The organism is Natrinema hispanicum, from assembly GCF_900111485.1.
GTDB classification, from domain to species: domain Archaea; phylum Halobacteriota; class Halobacteria; order Halobacteriales; family Natrialbaceae; genus Natrinema; species Natrinema hispanicum_A.
The window spans coordinates 301,633-318,929 of the sequence record NZ_FOIC01000001.1; the positions used below are offsets into that span (position 1 = coordinate 301,633).

Annotated in this window: 19 protein-coding genes; 13 read left to right on the forward strand and 6 right to left on the reverse strand. The window is 62.9% G+C overall.

Annotated elements, in window-relative coordinates:
• The first annotated feature begins 255 nt into the window (after positions 1–255).
• From BSG09_RS01505 to BSG09_RS01525, 5 genes are all read left to right on the forward strand, one after another.
• On the forward strand, positions 256–960 hold the full coding sequence (locus tag BSG09_RS01505) for an RNase P subunit p30 family protein (protein ID WP_092929360.1): 705 nt from the start codon (positions 256–258) through the stop codon (positions 958–960).
• Entirely contained in the window at positions 944–1,576 is a 633-nt protein-coding gene (locus tag BSG09_RS01510) for a class I SAM-dependent methyltransferase (protein ID WP_092929362.1), read from the forward strand. Before BSG09_RS01505 ends, BSG09_RS01510 begins: the two co-directional genes overlap by 17 nt.
• Entirely contained in the window at positions 1,573–2,058 is a 486-nt protein-coding gene (locus tag BSG09_RS01515; RefSeq protein WP_092929364.1) for an Rpp14/Pop5 family protein, read from the forward strand. The genes BSG09_RS01510 and BSG09_RS01515 overlap by 4 nt, the downstream gene beginning before the upstream one ends.
• Positions 2,059–2,062: 4 nt before the next feature.
• On the forward strand, positions 2,063–2,821 hold the full coding sequence (gene psmA / locus BSG09_RS01520; RefSeq protein ID WP_092929366.1) for an archaeal proteasome endopeptidase complex subunit alpha: 759 nt from the start codon (positions 2,063–2,065) through the stop codon (positions 2,819–2,821).
• A gap of 146 nt (positions 2,822–2,967) precedes the next feature.
• Positions 2,968–3,693, forward strand: coding sequence for a ribosome assembly factor SBDS (locus BSG09_RS01525; RefSeq protein ID WP_092929368.1), 726 nt, complete (start codon positions 2,968–2,970; stop codon positions 3,691–3,693).
• 15 nt (positions 3,694–3,708) lie between these two features.
• On the opposite strand, the gene BSG09_RS01530 is transcribed toward BSG09_RS01525, so the two are convergent.
• Entirely contained in the window at positions 3,709–4,023 is a 315-nt protein-coding gene (locus tag BSG09_RS01530; protein ID WP_092929470.1) for an FUN14 domain-containing protein, read from the reverse strand.
• Positions 4,024–4,405: 382 nt separating this feature from the next.
• On the opposite strand from BSG09_RS01530, the gene hflX reads away from it, so the two are divergent.
• The 3 genes from hflX to BSG09_RS01545 all read left to right on the forward strand — a co-directional run bounded on the left by hflX (position 4,406) and on the right by BSG09_RS01545 (position 7,356).
• A complete protein-coding gene (gene hflX, locus BSG09_RS01535; RefSeq protein ID WP_092929370.1) occupies positions 4,406–5,707 on the forward strand; it encodes a GTPase HflX in 1,302 nt (433 codons plus the stop codon).
• Positions 5,708–5,839: 132 nt separating this feature from the next.
• Positions 5,840–7,000 (forward strand): thiolase family protein, encoded by a 1,161-nt coding sequence (locus BSG09_RS01540; protein WP_092929372.1) that lies wholly within the window; start codon positions 5,840–5,842, stop codon positions 6,998–7,000.
• The gene (locus tag BSG09_RS01545) at positions 6,997–7,356 is read left to right on the forward strand and encodes a nucleic acid-binding protein (RefSeq protein ID WP_092929375.1); all 360 of its coding nucleotides are present in this window, start codon (positions 6,997–6,999) and stop codon (positions 7,354–7,356) included. Before BSG09_RS01540 ends, BSG09_RS01545 begins: the two co-directional genes overlap by 4 nt.
• Here BSG09_RS01545 and BSG09_RS01550 read toward each other — a convergent pair.
• Positions 7,353–8,096 carry a DUF7547 family protein gene (locus BSG09_RS01550; RefSeq protein ID WP_092929376.1) on the reverse strand — a complete coding sequence of 248 codons (744 nt, stop codon included), beginning with the start codon at positions 8,094–8,096 and terminating at the stop codon, positions 7,353–7,355. The genes BSG09_RS01545 and BSG09_RS01550 overlap by 4 nt on opposite strands.
• Before the next feature lie 98 nt (positions 8,097–8,194).
• Between BSG09_RS01550 and BSG09_RS01555 the strand changes: the two genes are divergently transcribed.
• On the forward strand, positions 8,195–8,947 hold the full coding sequence (locus tag BSG09_RS01555) for a ribonuclease H-like domain-containing protein (protein WP_092929378.1): 753 nt from the start codon (positions 8,195–8,197) through the stop codon (positions 8,945–8,947).
• Positions 8,948–9,101: 154 nt separating this feature from the next.
• Here BSG09_RS01555 and BSG09_RS01560 read toward each other — a convergent pair whose 3' ends face one another.
• Positions 9,102–9,383: a HalOD1 output domain-containing protein gene (locus tag BSG09_RS01560; protein ID WP_092929380.1), complete on the reverse strand. Its 282-nt coding sequence runs from the start codon at positions 9,381–9,383 to the stop codon at positions 9,102–9,104.
• A gap of 433 nt (positions 9,384–9,816) precedes the next feature.
• On the opposite strand from BSG09_RS01560, the gene BSG09_RS01565 reads away from it, so the two are divergent.
• A complete protein-coding gene (locus BSG09_RS01565) occupies positions 9,817–10,227 on the forward strand; it encodes a MoaD/ThiS family protein (protein WP_092929382.1) in 411 nt (136 codons plus the stop codon).
• A 92-nt stretch (positions 10,228–10,319) separates the two neighbouring features.
• On the opposite strand, the gene BSG09_RS01570 is transcribed toward BSG09_RS01565, so the two are convergent.
• Both BSG09_RS01570 and BSG09_RS01575 read right to left on the reverse strand, forming a co-directional pair.
• Positions 10,320–11,537 carry a TIGR04347 family pseudo-SAM/SPASM protein gene (locus tag BSG09_RS01570; protein WP_092929384.1) on the reverse strand — a complete coding sequence of 406 codons (1,218 nt, stop codon included), beginning with the start codon at positions 11,535–11,537 and terminating at the stop codon, positions 10,320–10,322.
• On the reverse strand, positions 11,534–11,845 hold the full coding sequence (locus tag BSG09_RS01575) for an Htur_1727 family rSAM-partnered candidate RiPP (RefSeq protein ID WP_092929386.1): 312 nt from the start codon (positions 11,843–11,845) through the stop codon (positions 11,534–11,536). Before BSG09_RS01575 ends, BSG09_RS01570 begins: the two co-directional genes overlap by 4 nt.
• Before the next feature lie 148 nt (positions 11,846–11,993).
• Between BSG09_RS01575 and BSG09_RS01580 the strand changes: the two genes are divergently transcribed.
• Positions 11,994–13,127 carry a TIGR04053 family radical SAM/SPASM domain-containing protein gene (locus BSG09_RS01580; protein ID WP_092929388.1) on the forward strand — a complete coding sequence of 378 codons (1,134 nt, stop codon included), beginning with the start codon at positions 11,994–11,996 and terminating at the stop codon, positions 13,125–13,127.
• Between the two features lie 169 nt (positions 13,128–13,296).
• Here the strand turns inward: BSG09_RS01580 and BSG09_RS01585 are convergent, their stop codons facing one another.
• Positions 13,297–15,132: an acetyl-CoA carboxylase biotin carboxylase subunit gene (locus tag BSG09_RS01585; protein WP_092929390.1), complete on the reverse strand. Its 1,836-nt coding sequence runs from the start codon at positions 15,130–15,132 to the stop codon at positions 13,297–13,299.
• Between the two features lie 163 nt (positions 15,133–15,295).
• On the opposite strand from BSG09_RS01585, the gene BSG09_RS01590 reads away from it, so the two are divergent.
• On the forward strand, positions 15,296–16,438 hold the full coding sequence (locus BSG09_RS01590; RefSeq protein WP_092929392.1) for an SPFH domain-containing protein: 1,143 nt from the start codon (positions 15,296–15,298) through the stop codon (positions 16,436–16,438).
• 186 nt (positions 16,439–16,624) lie between these two features.
• On the forward strand, positions 16,625–17,224 hold the full coding sequence (locus BSG09_RS01595; RefSeq protein WP_092929394.1) for a methyltransferase family protein: 600 nt from the start codon (positions 16,625–16,627) through the stop codon (positions 17,222–17,224).
• The last annotated feature ends 73 nt before the right edge of the window (positions 17,225–17,297 follow it).

Consider the following 17,297-nt stretch of genomic DNA (forward strand, 5'->3'; position numbering starts at 1 on the left):
CTCGGACCTCGCGGGAGCTTCGCTCCCGCTTAGGGTTGATCAAAAGCACTCCTCCCTCCCCGTTGGGTCGGTCGTCGGCCCGCTCGCTCCCTGCGGTCGCTCGCGGTGAGGTCGGGTAACGGCCTGCCCTCCCCCGAGTCGCGCGCCCTCACTATTGTTCGGACGCGCTCCCGGCCACGGTGGTCTGTATTTAGTTGCTTGTTTGCGCTATCGCATGGCGCAAACCCCAAGTCGACCCCGTGAGACGATTCGAGTATGTACGAGGCCGTCCACGCCCACCCCGACGGACAGAGCACGGTCGCCAGACTCGCGAAAACGGCGGCCGATTACGGGTTCGAGGGCGTGGTCGTGCGTAATCACGCGGACGCTCGAGCCGAGTACGACCCCGAGCGAATTCGCGACGAGTACGGGATTGATGTCGTCGAGGGTGTCGAGATTCGGACCGACGATCGACAATCAGCCAGCGGTGCGGTGGGGAACTACCGGACCACCAAGACGATCGTCGCGGTCCACGGCGGGACGAACGCCATGAACCGGTTTGCGGTCGAACAGGCGAAAGTCGACGTGCTGGCCCATCCGATGGCCGGCGACGGCGATATCAACCATGTCCTTGTCAAAGCCGCCGTCGAAAACGGCGTCCGCCTCGAGTTCGACCTCTCGGGGGTCCTCCGACAAAGCGGCGGTCGCCGCGTCCGAACGCTACAGTCACTGCGAAAGCTCCGGGAGATCGTCGACCACTACGACGCGCCGTATGTCGTCAGCGCCGAGCCGACCTCACACCTCGAGGTGCGGGCTCCCCGCGAACTCAAGGCACTCGGCGAAGAGCTCGGTTTCACACGCGAGTTCATCGAAGACGGGCTCGCGGAGTGGGGACGGCTCGCCGAGCGAAACCGCCACATCCACTCCGAGTCGTTCATTGAGCCCGGCGTCGAACGGGGCAGGTATGAAGAAGAGTCTTGAAGAACATGCCGCCCGGTTCGACGAGAAAGCCGGCGAGTACGACGACTCGAAGTCCGAGGAGTACCACGCCTGTGCGAATCTGGTCGTCGAGCACGCCGCACCCGAATCCGACGACGTCGTCCTCGATCTCGGTACTGGAACGGGAGCAATCGCGCTTGCACTCGCTCCCGATGCAGCGCACGTCGTCGGCCGTGATATCAGCGATGGTATGCTCGAGCAAGCCCGCCAGAAGGCCGACGAGGCGGGCCTCGAGAACGTCGCATTCGGTCACGGCACGTTCCGAGAGCCAGAGTACGACGGCCCGGTCGACATAATCACCACGAACTTCGCGTTCCACCACCTCTCGGACGAGGAAAAACGCGAGGCGATCGGGGTCATCGCCGCCCTCGAGCCCCGAAAGTTCGTCCTCGGCGACGTGATGTTCTTCGGTGATCCGAACCCCGACGACCCCTTCTATACGCCTGCTGTCGACGATCCGGCGACTGTCGGCACCCTCGCTGACGCCTTTACCGACGCCGGCTTCTCGCTGACGGCGGTCGAACGCGTCCACGACCAGGTGGGCGTGCTGGTCGCCGAACGGAATCCAACTGGCGGCGACGTGGCGACCGACGAATGAAACACCTCCCGAAACATCTCCGGCCGCGCTGGCGCTATCTCGCCGTTTCCCTCGAGACGTGGCCGGACGAGCGGATCGGCAGGCGGTCGTTCCAGCGCGAACTGTGGTATGCAGGCCAGAACCTGCTCGGCGATCCGGGTAGCGCCGACGCCGATCTCACAGTCATGCGATTTTCGTTCGCCGACGGACAGGGCGAGGCGATCGTCAGGGTCCGTCGCGGCGAGACCGAGCCCGCCCGCGCGGCGCTTGCATGTCTCGACGAGATCGATGGTGCACCCGTCGGGATTTGCGTCCGGGGTATCAGTGGTACGATCCGTGCCGCTGAAGAAAACTATTTACGGCGACGCGGGCAAGATTCCGAAGAGAGAAACGTCGTGTTCGGGAACGAGGAGCGAGTCGCTGTCCTCCGGGATTGCGTTGGGGATGTCCGACTCGATGAGGCGTTCGCGGGCGCGACAGACCTCGATTACGATTTAGCGTGATACTATGCAGGGACAAGCCCAACAGCAGGCGTACGACCGTGGCATCACGATCTTCTCGCCCGACGGCCGACTCTACCAGGTCGAGTACGCTCGCGAGGCGGTCAAGCGAGGCACGGCCAGTATCGGCGTTCGAACGAACGATGGCGTCGTACTCGCCGTCGACAAACGAGTCCCCTCCCCGCTGCTCGAGGACTCGAGCGTCGAGAAGATTCACAAGGCAGACGACCACGTCGGCATCGCCAGTGCGGGCCACGTCGCCGACGCCCGCCAGCTGATCGACTTCGCACGCCGCCAGTCGCAGGTCAACCAGCTGCGCTACGGCGAGCCGATCGGCGTCGAAACGCTGACCAAGGAGGTCACCGACCACATCCAGCAGTACACCCAGGTCGGCGGTGCCCGCCCGTTCGGTGTCGCGCTGATCGTCGGCGGCATCGACAACGGCGAACCACGACTGTTCGAGACCGACCCCTCGGGGACGCCCTACGAGTGGAAGGCCCTGGCCGTCGGTGCCGACCGTGGCGAACTCCAGAACTATCTCGAAGAGAACTACGACGACGAGGCTGACTTAGACGGCGGCATCCAGCTTGCCCTCGACGCACTTGCCTCGGTCAACGATGGTTCCTTGCTCCCCAACGAAGTGGGGCTGGCAACCGTCGACGCCGAAACCGAGACCTTCGAGCAGTTCGACCGCGATCGGATCGAGGACTACCTCGAGGAGAACGACCTCCTCGACACCGGCGACGACGAGACGGCCGACGAGTAACGCCTCACGAATCCGTTTTCGCGTTCGTCACCACCCCTCGAGTCACCTGTCTCTGATTCTCGCCGCACCGATGCCGTGCCCATGCCCATCCGACCGAGGTCGCTCGTCGGGAAACACTCTTTAAATTGGCGAGGGAATCGTGAGGTATGATTTCGCTCGACGAGGCGGTGACGGCGCGACTCGAGTCACACGGGGCGCGCTTCGAAGTGTTAGTCGATCCGGACGCAGCACTGTCGATCAAACGCGACGAGTTCGATGGCGACTTAGAGGACGTCATCGCAGCCGAGGATGTCTTCGAGAACGCTTCTCGCGGCGATCGACCGGCCGAAAACGATCTCGAGAAGGTCTTCGACACGACGGAGCCACTCGAGATCATTCCCGAGGTGATCAAGGAGGGTGAGATCCAGATCACGGCCGATCAGCGCCGCGAGATGCAAGAACAGAAGCGAAAGCAGTTGATCGACACGATCACGCGCAACGCGGTCAACCCGCAGATGGACAACGCGCCCCATCCGCCCGAACGGATCGAGAACGCCTTAGAGGAGGCTGGCTTCACCGTCGATCCGATGGAGCCGGTGCAGGCGCAGGTCGACGACGCGCTCGATGCCCTTCGGCCGGTTATCCCGATCCGGTTCGAAGAGGTCACTGTTGCGGTTCAGGTACCGGCTGACTACGCCGGCAGCGCACAAGCACAGATCCGTCAGTTCGGTGACTTAGAACGCGAAGAGTGGCAAAACGACGGCTCGTGGATCGGCGTGCTCACGTTCCCAGCAGGACTGCAAAACGAGTTCTACAACGAGGTCAACGAATACACCAGCGGCGAAGCCGAAACGGAGATCATCAAGGACAAAGACGACCTGTCGACCCAATAGCGCTCTGGCGGCGCGTTATCCTCGTTTGAAGCCGATCACGAAGCCGCCGGTAAAGCCCGCGCCGAGTGATAGTGTCGAGATGAGTGACTGAACCACGCTGGTCGCTGTGTCCTGTGCCTGTGCTTGTGTGTGCAGAATGCCCGCCGAGAGTCGGTTCCAGTCGACGGTGATGATGCCCTGGGACTCGAGATAGCGAAAGAGCATCAGCTGAACGCCGGCGATAACCGCAAGCAGTTTTGCAATCTTTTTGGCCGCAAAGCCGATGAGGCCGCCAATAACGGCACCGCCCCCGAACTCGAGGCCGAGTGCGGCCGGATCGAGATCGATCATCACCCGCATCAATTCGAGTCGCTTCCTATGACTTTTGTGATCGCACGACGGCTGTGTGACCGCGTCTGCAGTGACGTTCAGTGGCGACTAGAGCCGAGATGCGGCGGCCCTGTCACCGTATCGCTTCCACGCACCCCCTCGAGCGAATCGGACGATCGGTGCGGGCACTGGATTCAAGACGATTCGTCACGTACGAGCGGCTATGAGCCACGTCCGTCCAACGGAGGTGTCCGACCGGCATCGTTAGCGGAACCGGGTCACTATGGCAGTGTCTGTCTCGTCGAGTCGCTCGGCGCGTGCAACCGTCGCCGCGTCGGCTCGACGAGCGATGGCACTCGAGTGAGTACGCCCGACCGCACCCGGCGGACGCAGCTCTCTCTGTATGAACACGATAATCGTCAAACGCGTTGATTCAGGTACGCCCGACACGAGCGAGATTCGCGATCTGGCCCGGGCGGCGGGGTACACCGTCGTCGGCGAGGTCACACAGTCCAGACGGGCCGATCCGGCCCTCCAGATCGGTGAGGGGAAAGCCGAGGAACTGGCCGCGTTAGTCGAGGAAACGGATGCGACGACCGTCATCTTCGACAACCGACTCGGTCCCTACCAGACGTACAACCTCGGCAAGCTCCTGCCCGAGGGCGTCGAAGTCATCGATCGATTCACGCTCATCCTCGAGATCTTCGGCCAGCGCGCACAGACGCGCAAGGCCCAACTCCAGGTCGAACTGGCCGAACTCCGCTACGAACTGCCCCGTGCGGAGGCAAAGACCAGCCTCGCAAAACGCGAGGAACACCCCGGCTTCATGGGGCTTGGTGAGTACGACGAGAGCCGCGAGCAGGACATCAAAGCCCAGATCAGCCGGATTAAAGACGAACTCGAGCGGATCGAACAGACCGAACAGCATCGCCGGGAGCGCCGGCGTGATTCGGGGTTCGATCTGGTCGCGCTGGCCGGCTACACCAACGCGGGGAAGTCGACTCTGTTGCGTCGCCTCGCGGCCGATCTCGAGGTTTCCGAAAACGAGGATCTTCACCCTGATCTGGACGCGACGGCTGAATCGAAAGACAAACTCTTCACCACGCTCGGGACGACGACCCGGCGTGCGGATATCGACCGTCGGGACGTGCTGGTGACCGACACCGTCGGGTTCATCAGCGATCTCCCACACTGGCTGGTCGAGTCGTTCAAGTCGACGCTGGACTCGGTCTACCGAGCGGATCTGGTCTTGCTCGTCGTCGACGTCAGCGAGCCGATCGACGAGATTCACGAGAAACTGGTCACCTCCCACGACACCCTCTACGAACGCAACGAGGCCCCGATCGTGACCGTTCTCAATAAGATCGATCAGGTCAGCGACGAGGAACTGGCCGAAAAGCGGGCTGCCCTCTCGTCGCTTGCGCCGAATCCAGTCGCAGTCAGCGCCAAGGAGGGACAGCACATCGACCGGTTGCTCGAGCGGATCGACGAGGAACTGCCAGACTGGGAGGAAGAACGGCTGTTGTTGCCGATGACTGACGATACGATGAGCGTCGTCTCGTGGCTCCACGACAACGCACACGTCGACGACGTCACCTACGGGGACGAAGACGTCGTCGTGTCCTTCGAGGCTCGCCCAGCAATAGTCTCGCAGGCGCGCTCGCGCGCGAGCGAGCTGCGGACGGCCGCGGCCGAATCCGCATGAGCCTCGCGTCGATGTCGACCACGATCGATTACTGGTGGGTGGTATCGTTGGCTTATGTTGAAATAGTGAGTCAAGCAGCGAACACTGTCACGACCCCCCACATATAAACCACTGACTAGAGTCACCTGGCATATGGAACGTGTTGCAATCATTGGTGCCTCGATGACCCAGTTCGGGCAACGCGAGGGCGAGTGGATCACGGACCTCCTTGCGGAGGCTGGTATTGAGTGTCTCGGGGATGCAGGTGTCGACGCCGACGACGTCGACCATCTGTACGTCTCGAACATGGCAAGCGGCGAGTTCGAAGGACAGACGGGGGTCCCGAACGCGCTGGCACACGATCTCGATGCAATGCCGGCGTACACACAACGGATCGACCAGACGAGTTCCAGCGGCGGTGCGGGGATTTACGCCGCCTGGCAGTCGGTCGCCAGCGGGGCCAGTGACATGACCCTGCTCGTCGGCGGTGAGAAGATGACCCACAAGACCACCGGTGAGGCGACCGACGTCATCGCGTCACTGACCCACCGCGCCGAGTACAAAACCGGCGTCACGCTGCCGTCGTTTGCCGGCTTGACCGCACGCCACTATCTCGAGCGATTCGACGCGCCTCGTGAGAGCCTGGCGAAAGTCGCGTCCAAGAATCACAAAAACGGCGTCGACAACCCCAAGGCCCAGTTCCAGAAGGAGGTCGACGTCGAGACGATCCTCGAGTCGCCAATCATCGCGGACCCGCTGCGACTGTACGACTTCTGTCCGATTACGGACGGCTCGGCGGCGCTGATGCTCTGTCCGGAGTCGGTCGCCAAGGAGTATACCGACGAGTACGTCGTCATCTCGGGAATCGACGGCGCGACCGATACCCACGTCGTCCACGAGCGCGAGGACCCGACCGTGATGGGCGGTGTCGTCGAGAGCGGCAAGGGTGCCTACGAGATGAGCGGCCTCGGACCCGACGACATCGACGTCGCCGAACTCCACGACATGTTCACGATCCTCGAGTTCCTCCAGATGGAGGGACTCGGCTTCGCTGAGCATGGCGAGGCGTGGAAACTCGTCGAGGAGGGATACACCGAGCGAGACACCGGCGAACTGCCGATCAACACCTCGGGTGGCCTCAAGTCGAAGGGCCACCCACTGGGGGCAAGCGGCGTCGCACAGGCAGTCGAGATCTACGAACAGCTCATGGGCGAGGCGGGCCCGCGCCAGGTCGATGCTGAGACCGGCCTGTGCTGTAACGTCGGCGGCTTTGGCAACTGTGTGATTACTACGATTATGGAGGCAGCACAATGACGATGGACGCGACACGCTACGAGAACGGTTCGATCAGCTACCCCGGCCACCCGCGCGGTCCCGGTGGTTCGAATCCGGCGGAAACGATCGATCTCAGCGAGTACACCGCAGAGGTCATCACGTGGACGACCAGCACCGCGACGCCGCCGGGCGTCCGCGAGCCCAACCACCTCGCAATCGTCGAGTTCGACGTGGATGGCGAGTCGGTTCGTGCGATCGGCCAGCTCACGACCGGCGATGTCGAGACCGGCGATACGGTCCAGCCGGTCCACGTTGACGAACTTCGCGAACCCGGCGCAGGGATTCGCGAACCGGAGAGTCAGGACTGGGACGGCTATCGGTTCGAACCGGTCTAAGGACGCTCGTCTCCGTCACCGCTTTTTTCAGACCCGTCAGCGTCTGACGCGTCAGTGTCGTCAGCATCGCCATCATCGCTCGCACTCGAGTCGGCAGCGTCCTCGCCGTACTGATCTCGCAGCGTCTCGAGTTCGGCGTCGACGTCGACGGCCGAGTCGGAGTCGTCACGATCCTCGGTAGCCGTTTCATCGGCGTCGCTCAGTGGTCCGTCGTCGATGTCGATCGAGATTCCGGTCGCCGCCGCTGATTCTGACGCGCTCGATTGGGAGGCCCGATCGGTGGCTTCGCGAAGGCGCGTGTCGACGTCGTCGCGAAGCTGGCGGGCCTCCGAAAGGAGATCGCGCGCCCCCTCGTCTGCGGGTAGACTCCCCTCCGAGACGGCCTGATTGAGTTCAGTCAGGACCGTATCGAGTTGTGAGAGCGTCGTCCGTCGAAGCTCGCTTGCGCGGTCGCTCGTCGCCTCGGCGGCCGTCGACGTCCGGTCGCGAGCTGCCCGCTCAGTTCTAACGATCTGCAGGCCTCGCTGGAACGCCTCGAGCGCGCGAACGTTCGCCTCGAGGATGGCCAGCGCGGCGGGAAGCGCCACCTCGTCGGTGAGTCGGAGCAACTCTCGCGGTGTCGGCGGTCGCAGCGGCGGCCGAAAGCGCCGGCGTGGCTCGTCGAGCTCCGTCCGAAGCTCGTCGATCGTTCTCGTCAGTTCGCGAACGGCGTCGACGAGTTCGTCGTCACGGTCGGTCATACGTGCCTTACGGCCGCGCGGCTCAAAAAGCGGCCGCTCAGCGTATTGAGTTCCGGCCGATCCAAGCGTTTTTACCCCCACCGAACCGCTGAACGGATGTGCGAATCGAGAACAGCTTCATTCCCGTTCGTGGCGTCGGGGAAACCACCGAACGACGCCTGTGGGAAAACGGCGTAACTCACTGGGACGAGTTCGACGGCAGTGTCGTCGGCTCGACGCTTGCGGATCGGATCGAGACGTTCATCGATGAGGGCCGAACCCACCTTGATCGTGGCAACGTCTCCGTCTTTGCGGAGGCGCTGCCCGCCGCGAGTCGCTGGCGGTGCTATGAAAACGTCAGCGACGAGACCTGCTTTCTGGACATCGAGACGACTGGCCTCAGCGCCGAGACGAACGACGTGACGACCGTCAGCCTCCATCAGGATGGCGAGACGAAGACGTTCGTCAAAGAGCGTGATCTGACGAGCCACCGCCTCACACGTGAACTCGAGGAAGCGGCCCTGCTTGTCACGTTCAACGGGCAGCGATTCGACGTCCCGTTCCTCGAGACCTGTTTCGATGTCACCATTGACGTCCCCCACGTCGATCTCATGTATCCCTGTAAGAAAATCGGGCTCGACGGCGGACTGAAACCGATCGAGCAGGAGTTGGGGATCGACCGGGACATGCCCGACATCAGCGGTCGCGATGCGGTGCGCCTCTGGCGCGAGTACGAACGCGGCGACGATGGTGCCCTCGAGACACTTATCGAGTACAACCGCGCGGACACGGCCAATCTCGAGCCGCTGATGGAGATCGTCGCCGATCGGCTCCACGAGCGCGTCTTCGAGGCTGCGCTGGCTGACGAGTGAGCAGTTCGCAGTGAAATTGAGAGAACTGGCCAGCATCGGCCTCGCTCCGAGAGAAGGGGATAGCGACGACCGTGCGGCCGCTCGTCACTGCAGAGGGGTTACTCGGCCGACCCCGCGTGTGGTGAACGCAGGGCAGGCTTAGAAACGGACGCCGTCACTCGCGGTCGGACACCTCGACCTCGCCGTCGCTCGTGACGACGATTCGGTAGCCACAGTAGGAGAATTCGACGCGGCCAGTCGGTCGCTCACGGCCGTTCTCGCGGGTCGCAAAGAGCGCGTCGAGCGCCTCGGGATTGATGACGTCGTAGAGGGCATCGTATTCAGGCGGCTCGAGGTTGAGCGGATCGACGCCTTCACGCTCGGCGACGGCCTCAACCACGTCGAAACTTACTGACTGCCCGACTGTCGGTTCCGAGCGATCGACTGAGAGTAGCATTGGCCGGACTCTTACATCGATCCAGTATAAATCCTCTGACCTCAATCTGATTGCAAAACCCAGTTCTGTCGGTTATAGCTCGAATGTGTACAACAACGTATTAGTTGCTCTTTTATAAATAAATCATTTAAACTATTTCGCGACATCCAAAACTATTCAAGAATAGATATCTATCGGACAATCAGTGATTATACCGGCAGGAAAACCGCAAGCCTGCGGTCTCGTTCGATTCGGGTGCGTTACATGTTCGGCATGGACTTCTTCATCGTCCGCCTCGTGTCCGCGCTGGTGAAATCCATCTCGAGTCACCGGACGTGAGACGCGGTCCACCATATCGCTCGCATCTCGAAGCAGTAGATTGCCGGCAGCCACAGCTCCCCTCCGAATATGTTCGCAATGGAGTGTTTACACGCGCGAGCCGTCTCGTTCACGTATGGGAGCTAACCGAGTCACTGCCACCGAGACCGACAGTCGAAGCAATGGCACGACGACGGTGACGGTTCGCTGTACCGGCCACGTCCGCGACGCCGTCGGCAGTCACGAACTCACGTTCACGTTCGATGGCACCCGACTCCGGGATTTCCTCGAGGCCTTTTTTGAGGAGTACGGCCTCGAAGACATGCTCATCGCGGAAACCGAGTCCGAGGCGATCCACAGTGGGTGGGCACCGGTACCCGACGACCTGCCCGGGACGTGGCGGAAGAATCCGGAGGGTGAGCAAACGCGGCCGTACGCACGGGTCTGTGTCAATGGCCGGTTCAACGAACACCTCGGCGGGTTCGAGACGGAACTGACCGACGGGGACCGTGTCGCGCTGATCTACCCCTTCATGTTCTGCTGTTGAACGGACGTGCTGGCAGATAGGCGCATACGGATTCCTGTCAGCCAGCGCCGGCGTCCTCCCTTCTCATCGGTAACGCGTTACAACAGACCGTCTCAGTCCGCGGCACCGCCGACCATCGATCCCGCCTCCGTACCGAAGACCTCGTCGTCGGTGAGGTAACACTGCGGATCGGGCTCGAAGAGGTCGCCGGTCGCCGCCAACGCGCGCAATCGCGAGGCCCCGCGACAGATCGACTGGTACTGGCAGTCCGCACACTTTCCTTTCAGGTGCTCCTCACGGTTGCGAAGTGCCTCGAGCAGCGGGTTCGACTCGTCTTCCCAAATCTCGCCGAAGGGCCGATCCCGGACGTTGCCGAGACTATAGCCCTGCCAGAACTGGGTCAGGTGGACGTTGCCCTGATAGTCCACGTCGGCGATCCGCTCGCCGGTGGGGTCGCCACCGTTTCGCTCGAGGTAGTCGTAGACTGCCTGTGCTTTCGCCTCGCCGAACTCCTCGCGAGCGTACTCTACGAGGAAGGCCGCGTCGGCGTAGTTGCCAACCAACAGGGTCTCGATCTCCTCGCCCCGGTCGTGATACTCGAGGGTCATGTCCGCCACACGGCGAACCGCCTCGCGTTTCTCCTGTGGGGAGAGATCAGCGTCGACGATCTCGGCCCCGCGACCGCCGTAGTCGAGGTGGTAGAAACAGAACCGATCGAGCCCTTTCTCGGCGAGTAAATCGACGACTCCCTCGAGGTCGGGCGCGTTGGCTTCGGTGATCGTATATCGCAGGCCGGTCTTGAGGCCGACCTCGAGACAGTTCTCGATGCCGCGGACGGCGGCGTCGAACGCGCCCTCTTCGCCGCGGAACCGATCGTTTCGCTCGGGGAGGCCGTCGACCGAGATGCCGGCGTACTGGAGCCCGGCATCGCGCAGCGCCGCGGCCTTTTCGCGGGTGATCAGGGTGCCGTTCGAAGACAACACCGGTCGGAGTCCCTGATCGGCCGCATAGGAGACGAGTTCGACCAGATCGTCGCGCACGAGCGGTTCACCGCCGGAGAAGAGCACGACCGGCGCGCCGTAGTCGGCGAGCTGGTCGAGAAACGCCTTTCCTTCGGCGGTCGTGAACTCGCCGGACGCGGGGTCGAGGTCTGCACCCGCATAGCAGTGCGAACAATAGAGGTTACACCGGCGGGTCGTGTTCCAGACGACGACCGGCCGCCGCTGTTTCTTTTCGGTGATCTGTGGTTTCTTAGAGCCCTCGGCCGCGTCGTAGCGGAGTCCGTCGCCCTCCGCGTCGAGATCACAGAGTAGTTTGCTGATCGAAATCACGCGTCTTGCACCTCCGGTTTTCCGTCGGCCCCTTCGCTGACGCGCGATTCCTCGTCCTCGGTGTCGGTTGCGAGTCCGCGCGTCGAGTACCGTTCGACTGCCTCGGCCGGGCAGAGCCAGACGTCGGCGGCATCCCAGCCGAACAGGCGGGACGCGTGTTCGTGGGCTTCCGTCGCGCTCGCGGCGGCGACGCTGCCGACGTGGCGCATCGGGTCGGCCGCCTCGGCGCGAACGAAGACCTCCCACTGAGGGGTCGGGTTCCCTCGCTCGTCGCTCTCGACGAGAGACCGGCGTGCTTTCTCGACCATATTGACACCTACGAGACGATACCGAAGGCCGTTCCGTGACCTCCCAGTGTGTGGGAACACATCTCTCCCCGGTCGAACATCTTCCCGTTTTCTCAGCCATCGGGAACGACGGGTCGTATTTTCGGCTGTCTGACACCCAGCCCCCGATATGCGTCCTGGCACACTCGAGACAGCCGAGCGACCGTTCGTCCTCATCTGGGAACTCACCCAGGCCTGTGGCCTCGCCTGTAATCACTGTCGAGCCGACGCCAACCCCCAACGTCATCCCGACGAACTCTCGACGGCGGAGGGGAAGGCGCTGCTCGAGGACGCGGCCGAATTCGGCGACGGCCAACTGGTCGTCCTCTCGGGCGGCGACCCGCTCGTCCGCGACGACGTCGAGGAACTGATCGCCTACGGTGACGATCTCGGACTCCGGATGACGATTACGCCCAGTGGGACCGGTTCGCTGACCGCAGACCGCATCGAGGCGATGGTCGACGCCGGCCTCAAGCGTATGGCCGTCAGCCTCGATGGTGCCTCAGCTGAGACTCACGACGCCTTCCGCGGGGAGGAGGGCAGCTTCGCCGAGACGGTCCAGGCCGTCGAGGACGCCCGCGCGGCCGGTCTGCCGGTCCAGATCAATACGACGGTCTGCCAGCAAACCGTCGACGAACTCCCCGCGATTCGGGAGCTGTTGACCGAGCTCGGGGCCGTCATGTGGAGCGTCTTCTTCCTCGTCCCCGTCGGCCGCGGCCGGATCCTCGAGCCGATCACACCGGAGCGGGCCGACAGGGTGATGGCATGGCTGGCCGAGGTCAGCGAGACGGAGCCTTTCGGGGTCAAAACGACCGAAGCCCCGCAGTATCGGCGGGTCGTGATGCAACGACAGGGAGAAACAGCCGATGACGGCGAGACGGGAGCCGCGCCCGACTCAGGCGTCAAGCGCCGGACCGGTATCGTCGCAGGCGACGGCTTCGCGTTCGTCAGTCATACGGGTGAGGTGTTCCCCTCGGGGTTCCTCCCTGAATCCGCGGGGAACGTCCGCGACCAGCCGGTCACCGATAGCTACCGAAATTCGGCGTTGTTCCAGTCGCTGCGCGACCGTGACCGGCTCTCGGGCAAATGCGGGGCCTGTCCGTACCGCCACGTCTGCGGCGGGAGCCGTTCGCGGGCGTTTGCCCACACCGGCGATCCACTCGCGAGCGATCCGCTCTGTCCGTTCGTCCCGGAGGGCTACGACGGCCCCCTCCCCTGGGACGACGCGGACGGCGGGGCTCGCGGCGTCTCGAGCGGTGACTGATACGGTCTGCTGTCACGATGTTTCGGTGGTCCCGCAGTGCGGGTCGCGGGCCCACCGGAACAGACTGACAGTAGTCCGTATGACCGGCACAGTCGACGAGACGGCGATGTGGCTCACGCCGAGCGCGACGGATCGCAAAAAACGAGTCGCAATCGCAGTCGCTCGTGCGTTACTCGAGGACGACCAGCGTGTCGCCCATATCGACGCTCTCGCCTTCTTCGACGGCGATCTGCGTGACCTCACCGCCCTGCGAGGCGACGATGTCGTTTTCCATCTTCATGGCCTCGAGGACGACCAGCACGTCGCCGGCGGCGACCTCGTCGCCTTCCTCGACTTCGACGTCGAGGATCGTGCCCTGCATCTCGGCGTCGACGGTCTCGCCGTCGCCTGCGATGTCGGCCTCGTCGCTGCTGGAGCCACCTGCCGGCTCCGGACGGCTGGCCTGTGCACTGCCGGCGTCGATGTCGCCGGCCGGGATTGCGGGTGCGCCGTGTTCCTCGAGTTCGACCTCGAAGCGCTTGCCGTTGACTTCGACGGTGAACTCGCGTTCGACGGCTTCCTCGTCGTCTTCGCTGGCACCGTCGCCGGTGTCGCCGCCCCACTGCTCTTGGGCTTCCTCGATGCGCGTCTCGTCGAGTTCCTCGTCGAGATATTTCGTGGTGTGGGTACTCGCGACGAACTCCTCGTCGGTCAGCATCAACCGGTGGAACGGGATGATCGTCGGGATGCCCTCGATGTCGTACTCACGGAGCGCGCGCAGCGAGCGCTCGAGACACTCGTCGCGGTCCTCGCCCCAGACGACCAGCTTCGCGATCATCGAGTCGTAGTCGGTGACGAGCTCGTCGCCCTGTCGGAGCGCGTCGTCCATCCGGACGCCGATCCCGCCTGGCGGGTCGTAGGTTTCGAGCGTGCCACCGGTCGCGGGCGCGAAGTCGTTGGCTGCGTTCTCGGCGTTGATCCGGAATTCCATCGCGTGGCCGTCGATCTCGACGTCCTCCTGTGCGAAGTCGAGTTCCTCGCCGGCGGCGATCTGGATCTGGCGCTTGACGATGTCGATGCCGGTGATCTCCTCGGTGACCGTGTGCTCGACCTGAATCCGCGTGTTGACCTCGAGGAAGTAGAAGTTGGTGTCGGGACCGAGCGGGCCATCGCGGCCTGCGTCCTCTTCGACGAGGAACTCGACGGTGCCGGCGTTGGTGTAGTCGGCGGCCGAGACACCGCGACGGGCCGCTTCGCCGATCTTCTCGCGGAGTTCATCCGAGAGTGCCGCCGAGGGGCCTTCCTCGATGACCTTCTGGTGGCGGCGCTGGAGCGAACAGTCACGTTCGCCGAGGTGGCGCACGTTGCCGTGCTGGTCGGCGACGATCTGGACTTCAATGTGACGCGGATTCTCGAGGTAGCGCTCGAGGTAGACCGAGTCGTTGTCGAAGTAGGCCTCACCCTCACGCTGGGCGCTCTCGAGTTGGTCTTCGACTTCGCTTTCCTCCCAGACGACCTTCATCCCGCGGCCACCGCCGCCACCTTCGGCCTTGATGGCGATCGGGTAGCCGTGTTCCTCACCGAACTCCTTGACCTGCTCGGGGTCGGTCACGGGGTCGGTCGTCCCGGGGACGATCGGCACGTCGGCCTCGTTCATGATCGTTCGGGCTTTCGTCTTCTCGCCCAGCGCCTCCATCGAGTCACCCGACGGGCCGATCCAGGTGATGCCGTCAGTCTCCTCGACTTTCCGGGCGAACTCGGCGTTCTCGGCGAGGAAGCCGTAGCCGGGATGAATGGCGTCGGCGTCGGCCTTGCGTGCAGCCTCGATCACGGCCTCGTGATCGAGATACGAGTCAGCCGCTCGTGCCGGACCGACGTTGTACGCCTCGTCCGCGTAGCGGACGTGCCCCGAGTCCTTGTCGGCCTCGGAGTAGATGGCGACAGTCCCGATATTCAACTCTTCACACGCCCGCATGACGCGGACGGCGATCTCCCCGCGGTTGGCCACGAGAACCTTCCTGAACATTCCTGTCGAAACCGTCGTGAGGGGCCTACGTTACTTTTTCGCAACTGATTCGTCGCGACAGGGTGCATTTGTTACTTACCGAACCATTATCGCGGGCTGGACGTGGTGTGTTCCATGGTAGTTATGGACAAGCGTTATCCGAACTGAGCCCCTGAGTTGGATGATGGACGAGCTGGTAGCCAGTCCACTCCAGACACAATCGGTGCTCGAGGATCCGATCCTGCTCGTCGGGTCGATCGGGCTCTTACTCGTCGTGATCACGGTCTGGCAGATGGTCGAGATCGTGGATGCGTACGACAGAGCCGCGCTGACCGTCTTCGGCGAGTACCGCGAGCTCCTGGAACCGGGCCTGAACATCGTCCCGCCGTTCGTCTCGCGGCTTTACACGTTCGACATGCGGACCCAGACGATCGACGTGCCGAGCCAGGAGGCGATCACGCGGGACAACTCCCCCGTGACGGCCGATGCTGTCGTCTACATCCGAGTGATGAACGCCAAGCGCGCGTTTCTCGAGGTCGACGACTACCAACGAGCAGTCTCGAACCTCGCCCAGACGACGCTGCGCGCGGTGATCGGCGACATGGAACTCGACGATACGCTCAGCCGGCGTGAGCTCATCAACGAGCGGATCCGCACCGAACTCGACGAACCGACCGACGAATGGGGAATCCGTGTGGAATCAGTCGAGGTCCGCGAGGTCACCCCCTCTCAGGGCGTCAAAGGCGCGATGGAAGAACAGACCTCCGCCGAGCGCCGCCGCCGGGCGATGATCCTCGAGGCCCAAGGGGAACGCCGCAGCGCCATCGAAAAGGCCGAAGGCCAGAAACAGTCGAACATCATCCGCGCCCAGGGTGAAAAGCAAAGTCAGATCCTCGAGGCACAGGGAGATGCGATCTCGACTGTCTTGCGCGCGCGCTCGGCCGAATCGATGGGCGAACGCGCCGTCATTGACAAGGGCATGGAGACGCTCGCCGACATCGGCCAGGGCGAGTCGACGACGTTCGTCCTGCCCCAGGAACTGTCCTCGCTGGTCGGCCGCTACGGCAAGCACCTCTCGGGCAGCGACGTGGAAGCGGATGGGGAAGAACTCGAGAGCCTCGAGTTCGATGAGGAGACCCGCGAACTGATCGGGCTTGACGACATCGCCGACATCATTGGCGAAATCGACGAGCAGGCGGAGATGGATGTCGAGGCGATGGAAGAGCAGGCACGGGCAATCAAAGAGGGCGGCGATGTGGGAACGGAAATCGACATTTCCGACCCGTCGACGACTGCCGACTCGGAGTCGACCCCGGAATCGGAGTAGACGGCTGTTTTTCTCTCGAGTGGTGTGTCTCCATTTCTATTGAAATGCGGTATGAGAGTACGATCAGAGCGTATTGGCGATTGTACGGACGGAGGAACAAACGCGAGACGATGCCAGGGACGGAGTATCTAATCGATGTAGACAATAGGTAAAATTAAACAGTTCTCAGATCGAATCCACCATCATATGGAACCACTGCTCAACGACCCAGTATATGTTCTCGTCTTCTACGTGGCGGTGGCTGTGGCGATGGGACCGGACATTCTACGGGAGGTCCGTCGTCGCCGTGACGATACCGGGGCCGCCGTGACACGAGATGAGGGATCGAAACGGGTTATCGGCGTTGCCAGTGGCGGCGGTATCCTTGCAGGCGTTGCCGCCGTCTATCTGGTTCCCTCACTGGCAATCCTGTGGCAGCCTCGTCTCGTGTTCGCTGCAGGAATCGTCGTCCTGCTCGTTGGCGGTGTCATCCGACAGTATGCAGTATGGACGTTGAATGACTACTTCACGTCCACGATCACAATACACGAAGACCAACAGGTCGTCGAGACAGGCCCTTATCGGTGGGTCCGACATCCATCCTACACTGGGGGCCTCCTCGAACACACTGGCATTGGCCTCGTCCTTGGCAACTGGGTAAGTCTCGTCACGATTGTCGGCGCGCTCGTCATAGCGTACGTCTACCGTATTCGCATCGAGGAACGCGCGCTTTCCGAAGAACTCGGCGAGCCATATCGGCAGTTTCTGAACCGCACGCCCTACCGGCTGATTCCCTACGTGTGGTGAGAAGACTGTTTTTCTGGCGGCAGAACTCGAGCAGCCGTTGTCCCTCCTCTGGGGTCGAGGCAGATGCAAGAGC

Coding starts and splice junctions, on each gene's coding strand:
- BSG09_RS01505 (WP_092929360.1), top strand. CDS start 256: ATGTACGAGGCCGTCCACGCCCACCCCGACGGACAGAGCACGGTCGCC.
- BSG09_RS01510 (WP_092929362.1), top strand. CDS start 944: ATGAAGAAGAGTCTTGAAGAACATGCCGCCCGGTTCGACGAGAAAGCC.
- BSG09_RS01515 (WP_092929364.1), top strand. CDS start 1,573: ATGAAACACCTCCCGAAACATCTCCGGCCGCGCTGGCGCTATCTCGCC.
- psmA (WP_092929366.1), top strand. CDS start 2,063: ATGCAGGGACAAGCCCAACAGCAGGCGTACGACCGTGGCATCACGATC.
- BSG09_RS01525 (WP_092929368.1), top strand. CDS start 2,968: ATGATTTCGCTCGACGAGGCGGTGACGGCGCGACTCGAGTCACACGGG.
- BSG09_RS01530 (WP_092929470.1), bottom strand. CDS start 4,023: ATGATCGATCTCGATCCGGCCGCACTCGGCCTCGAGTTCGGGGGCGGT.
- hflX (WP_092929370.1), top strand. CDS start 4,406: ATGAACACGATAATCGTCAAACGCGTTGATTCAGGTACGCCCGACACG.
- BSG09_RS01540 (WP_092929372.1), top strand. CDS start 5,840: ATGGAACGTGTTGCAATCATTGGTGCCTCGATGACCCAGTTCGGGCAA.
- BSG09_RS01545 (WP_092929375.1), top strand. CDS start 6,997: ATGACGATGGACGCGACACGCTACGAGAACGGTTCGATCAGCTACCCC.
- BSG09_RS01550 (WP_092929376.1), bottom strand. CDS start 8,096: ATGACCGACCGTGACGACGAACTCGTCGACGCCGTTCGCGAACTGACG.
- BSG09_RS01560 (WP_092929380.1), bottom strand. CDS start 9,383: ATGCTACTCTCAGTCGATCGCTCGGAACCGACAGTCGGGCAGTCAGTA.
- BSG09_RS01565 (WP_092929382.1), top strand. CDS start 9,817: ATGGGAGCTAACCGAGTCACTGCCACCGAGACCGACAGTCGAAGCAAT.
- BSG09_RS01575 (WP_092929386.1), bottom strand. CDS start 11,845: ATGGTCGAGAAAGCACGCCGGTCTCTCGTCGAGAGCGACGAGCGAGGG.
- BSG09_RS01580 (WP_092929388.1), top strand. CDS start 11,994: ATGCGTCCTGGCACACTCGAGACAGCCGAGCGACCGTTCGTCCTCATC.
- BSG09_RS01585 (WP_092929390.1), bottom strand. CDS start 15,132: ATGTTCAGGAAGGTTCTCGTGGCCAACCGCGGGGAGATCGCCGTCCGC.
- BSG09_RS01590 (WP_092929392.1), top strand. CDS start 15,296: ATGGACGAGCTGGTAGCCAGTCCACTCCAGACACAATCGGTGCTCGAG.
- BSG09_RS01595 (WP_092929394.1), top strand. CDS start 16,625: ATGGAACCACTGCTCAACGACCCAGTATATGTTCTCGTCTTCTACGTG.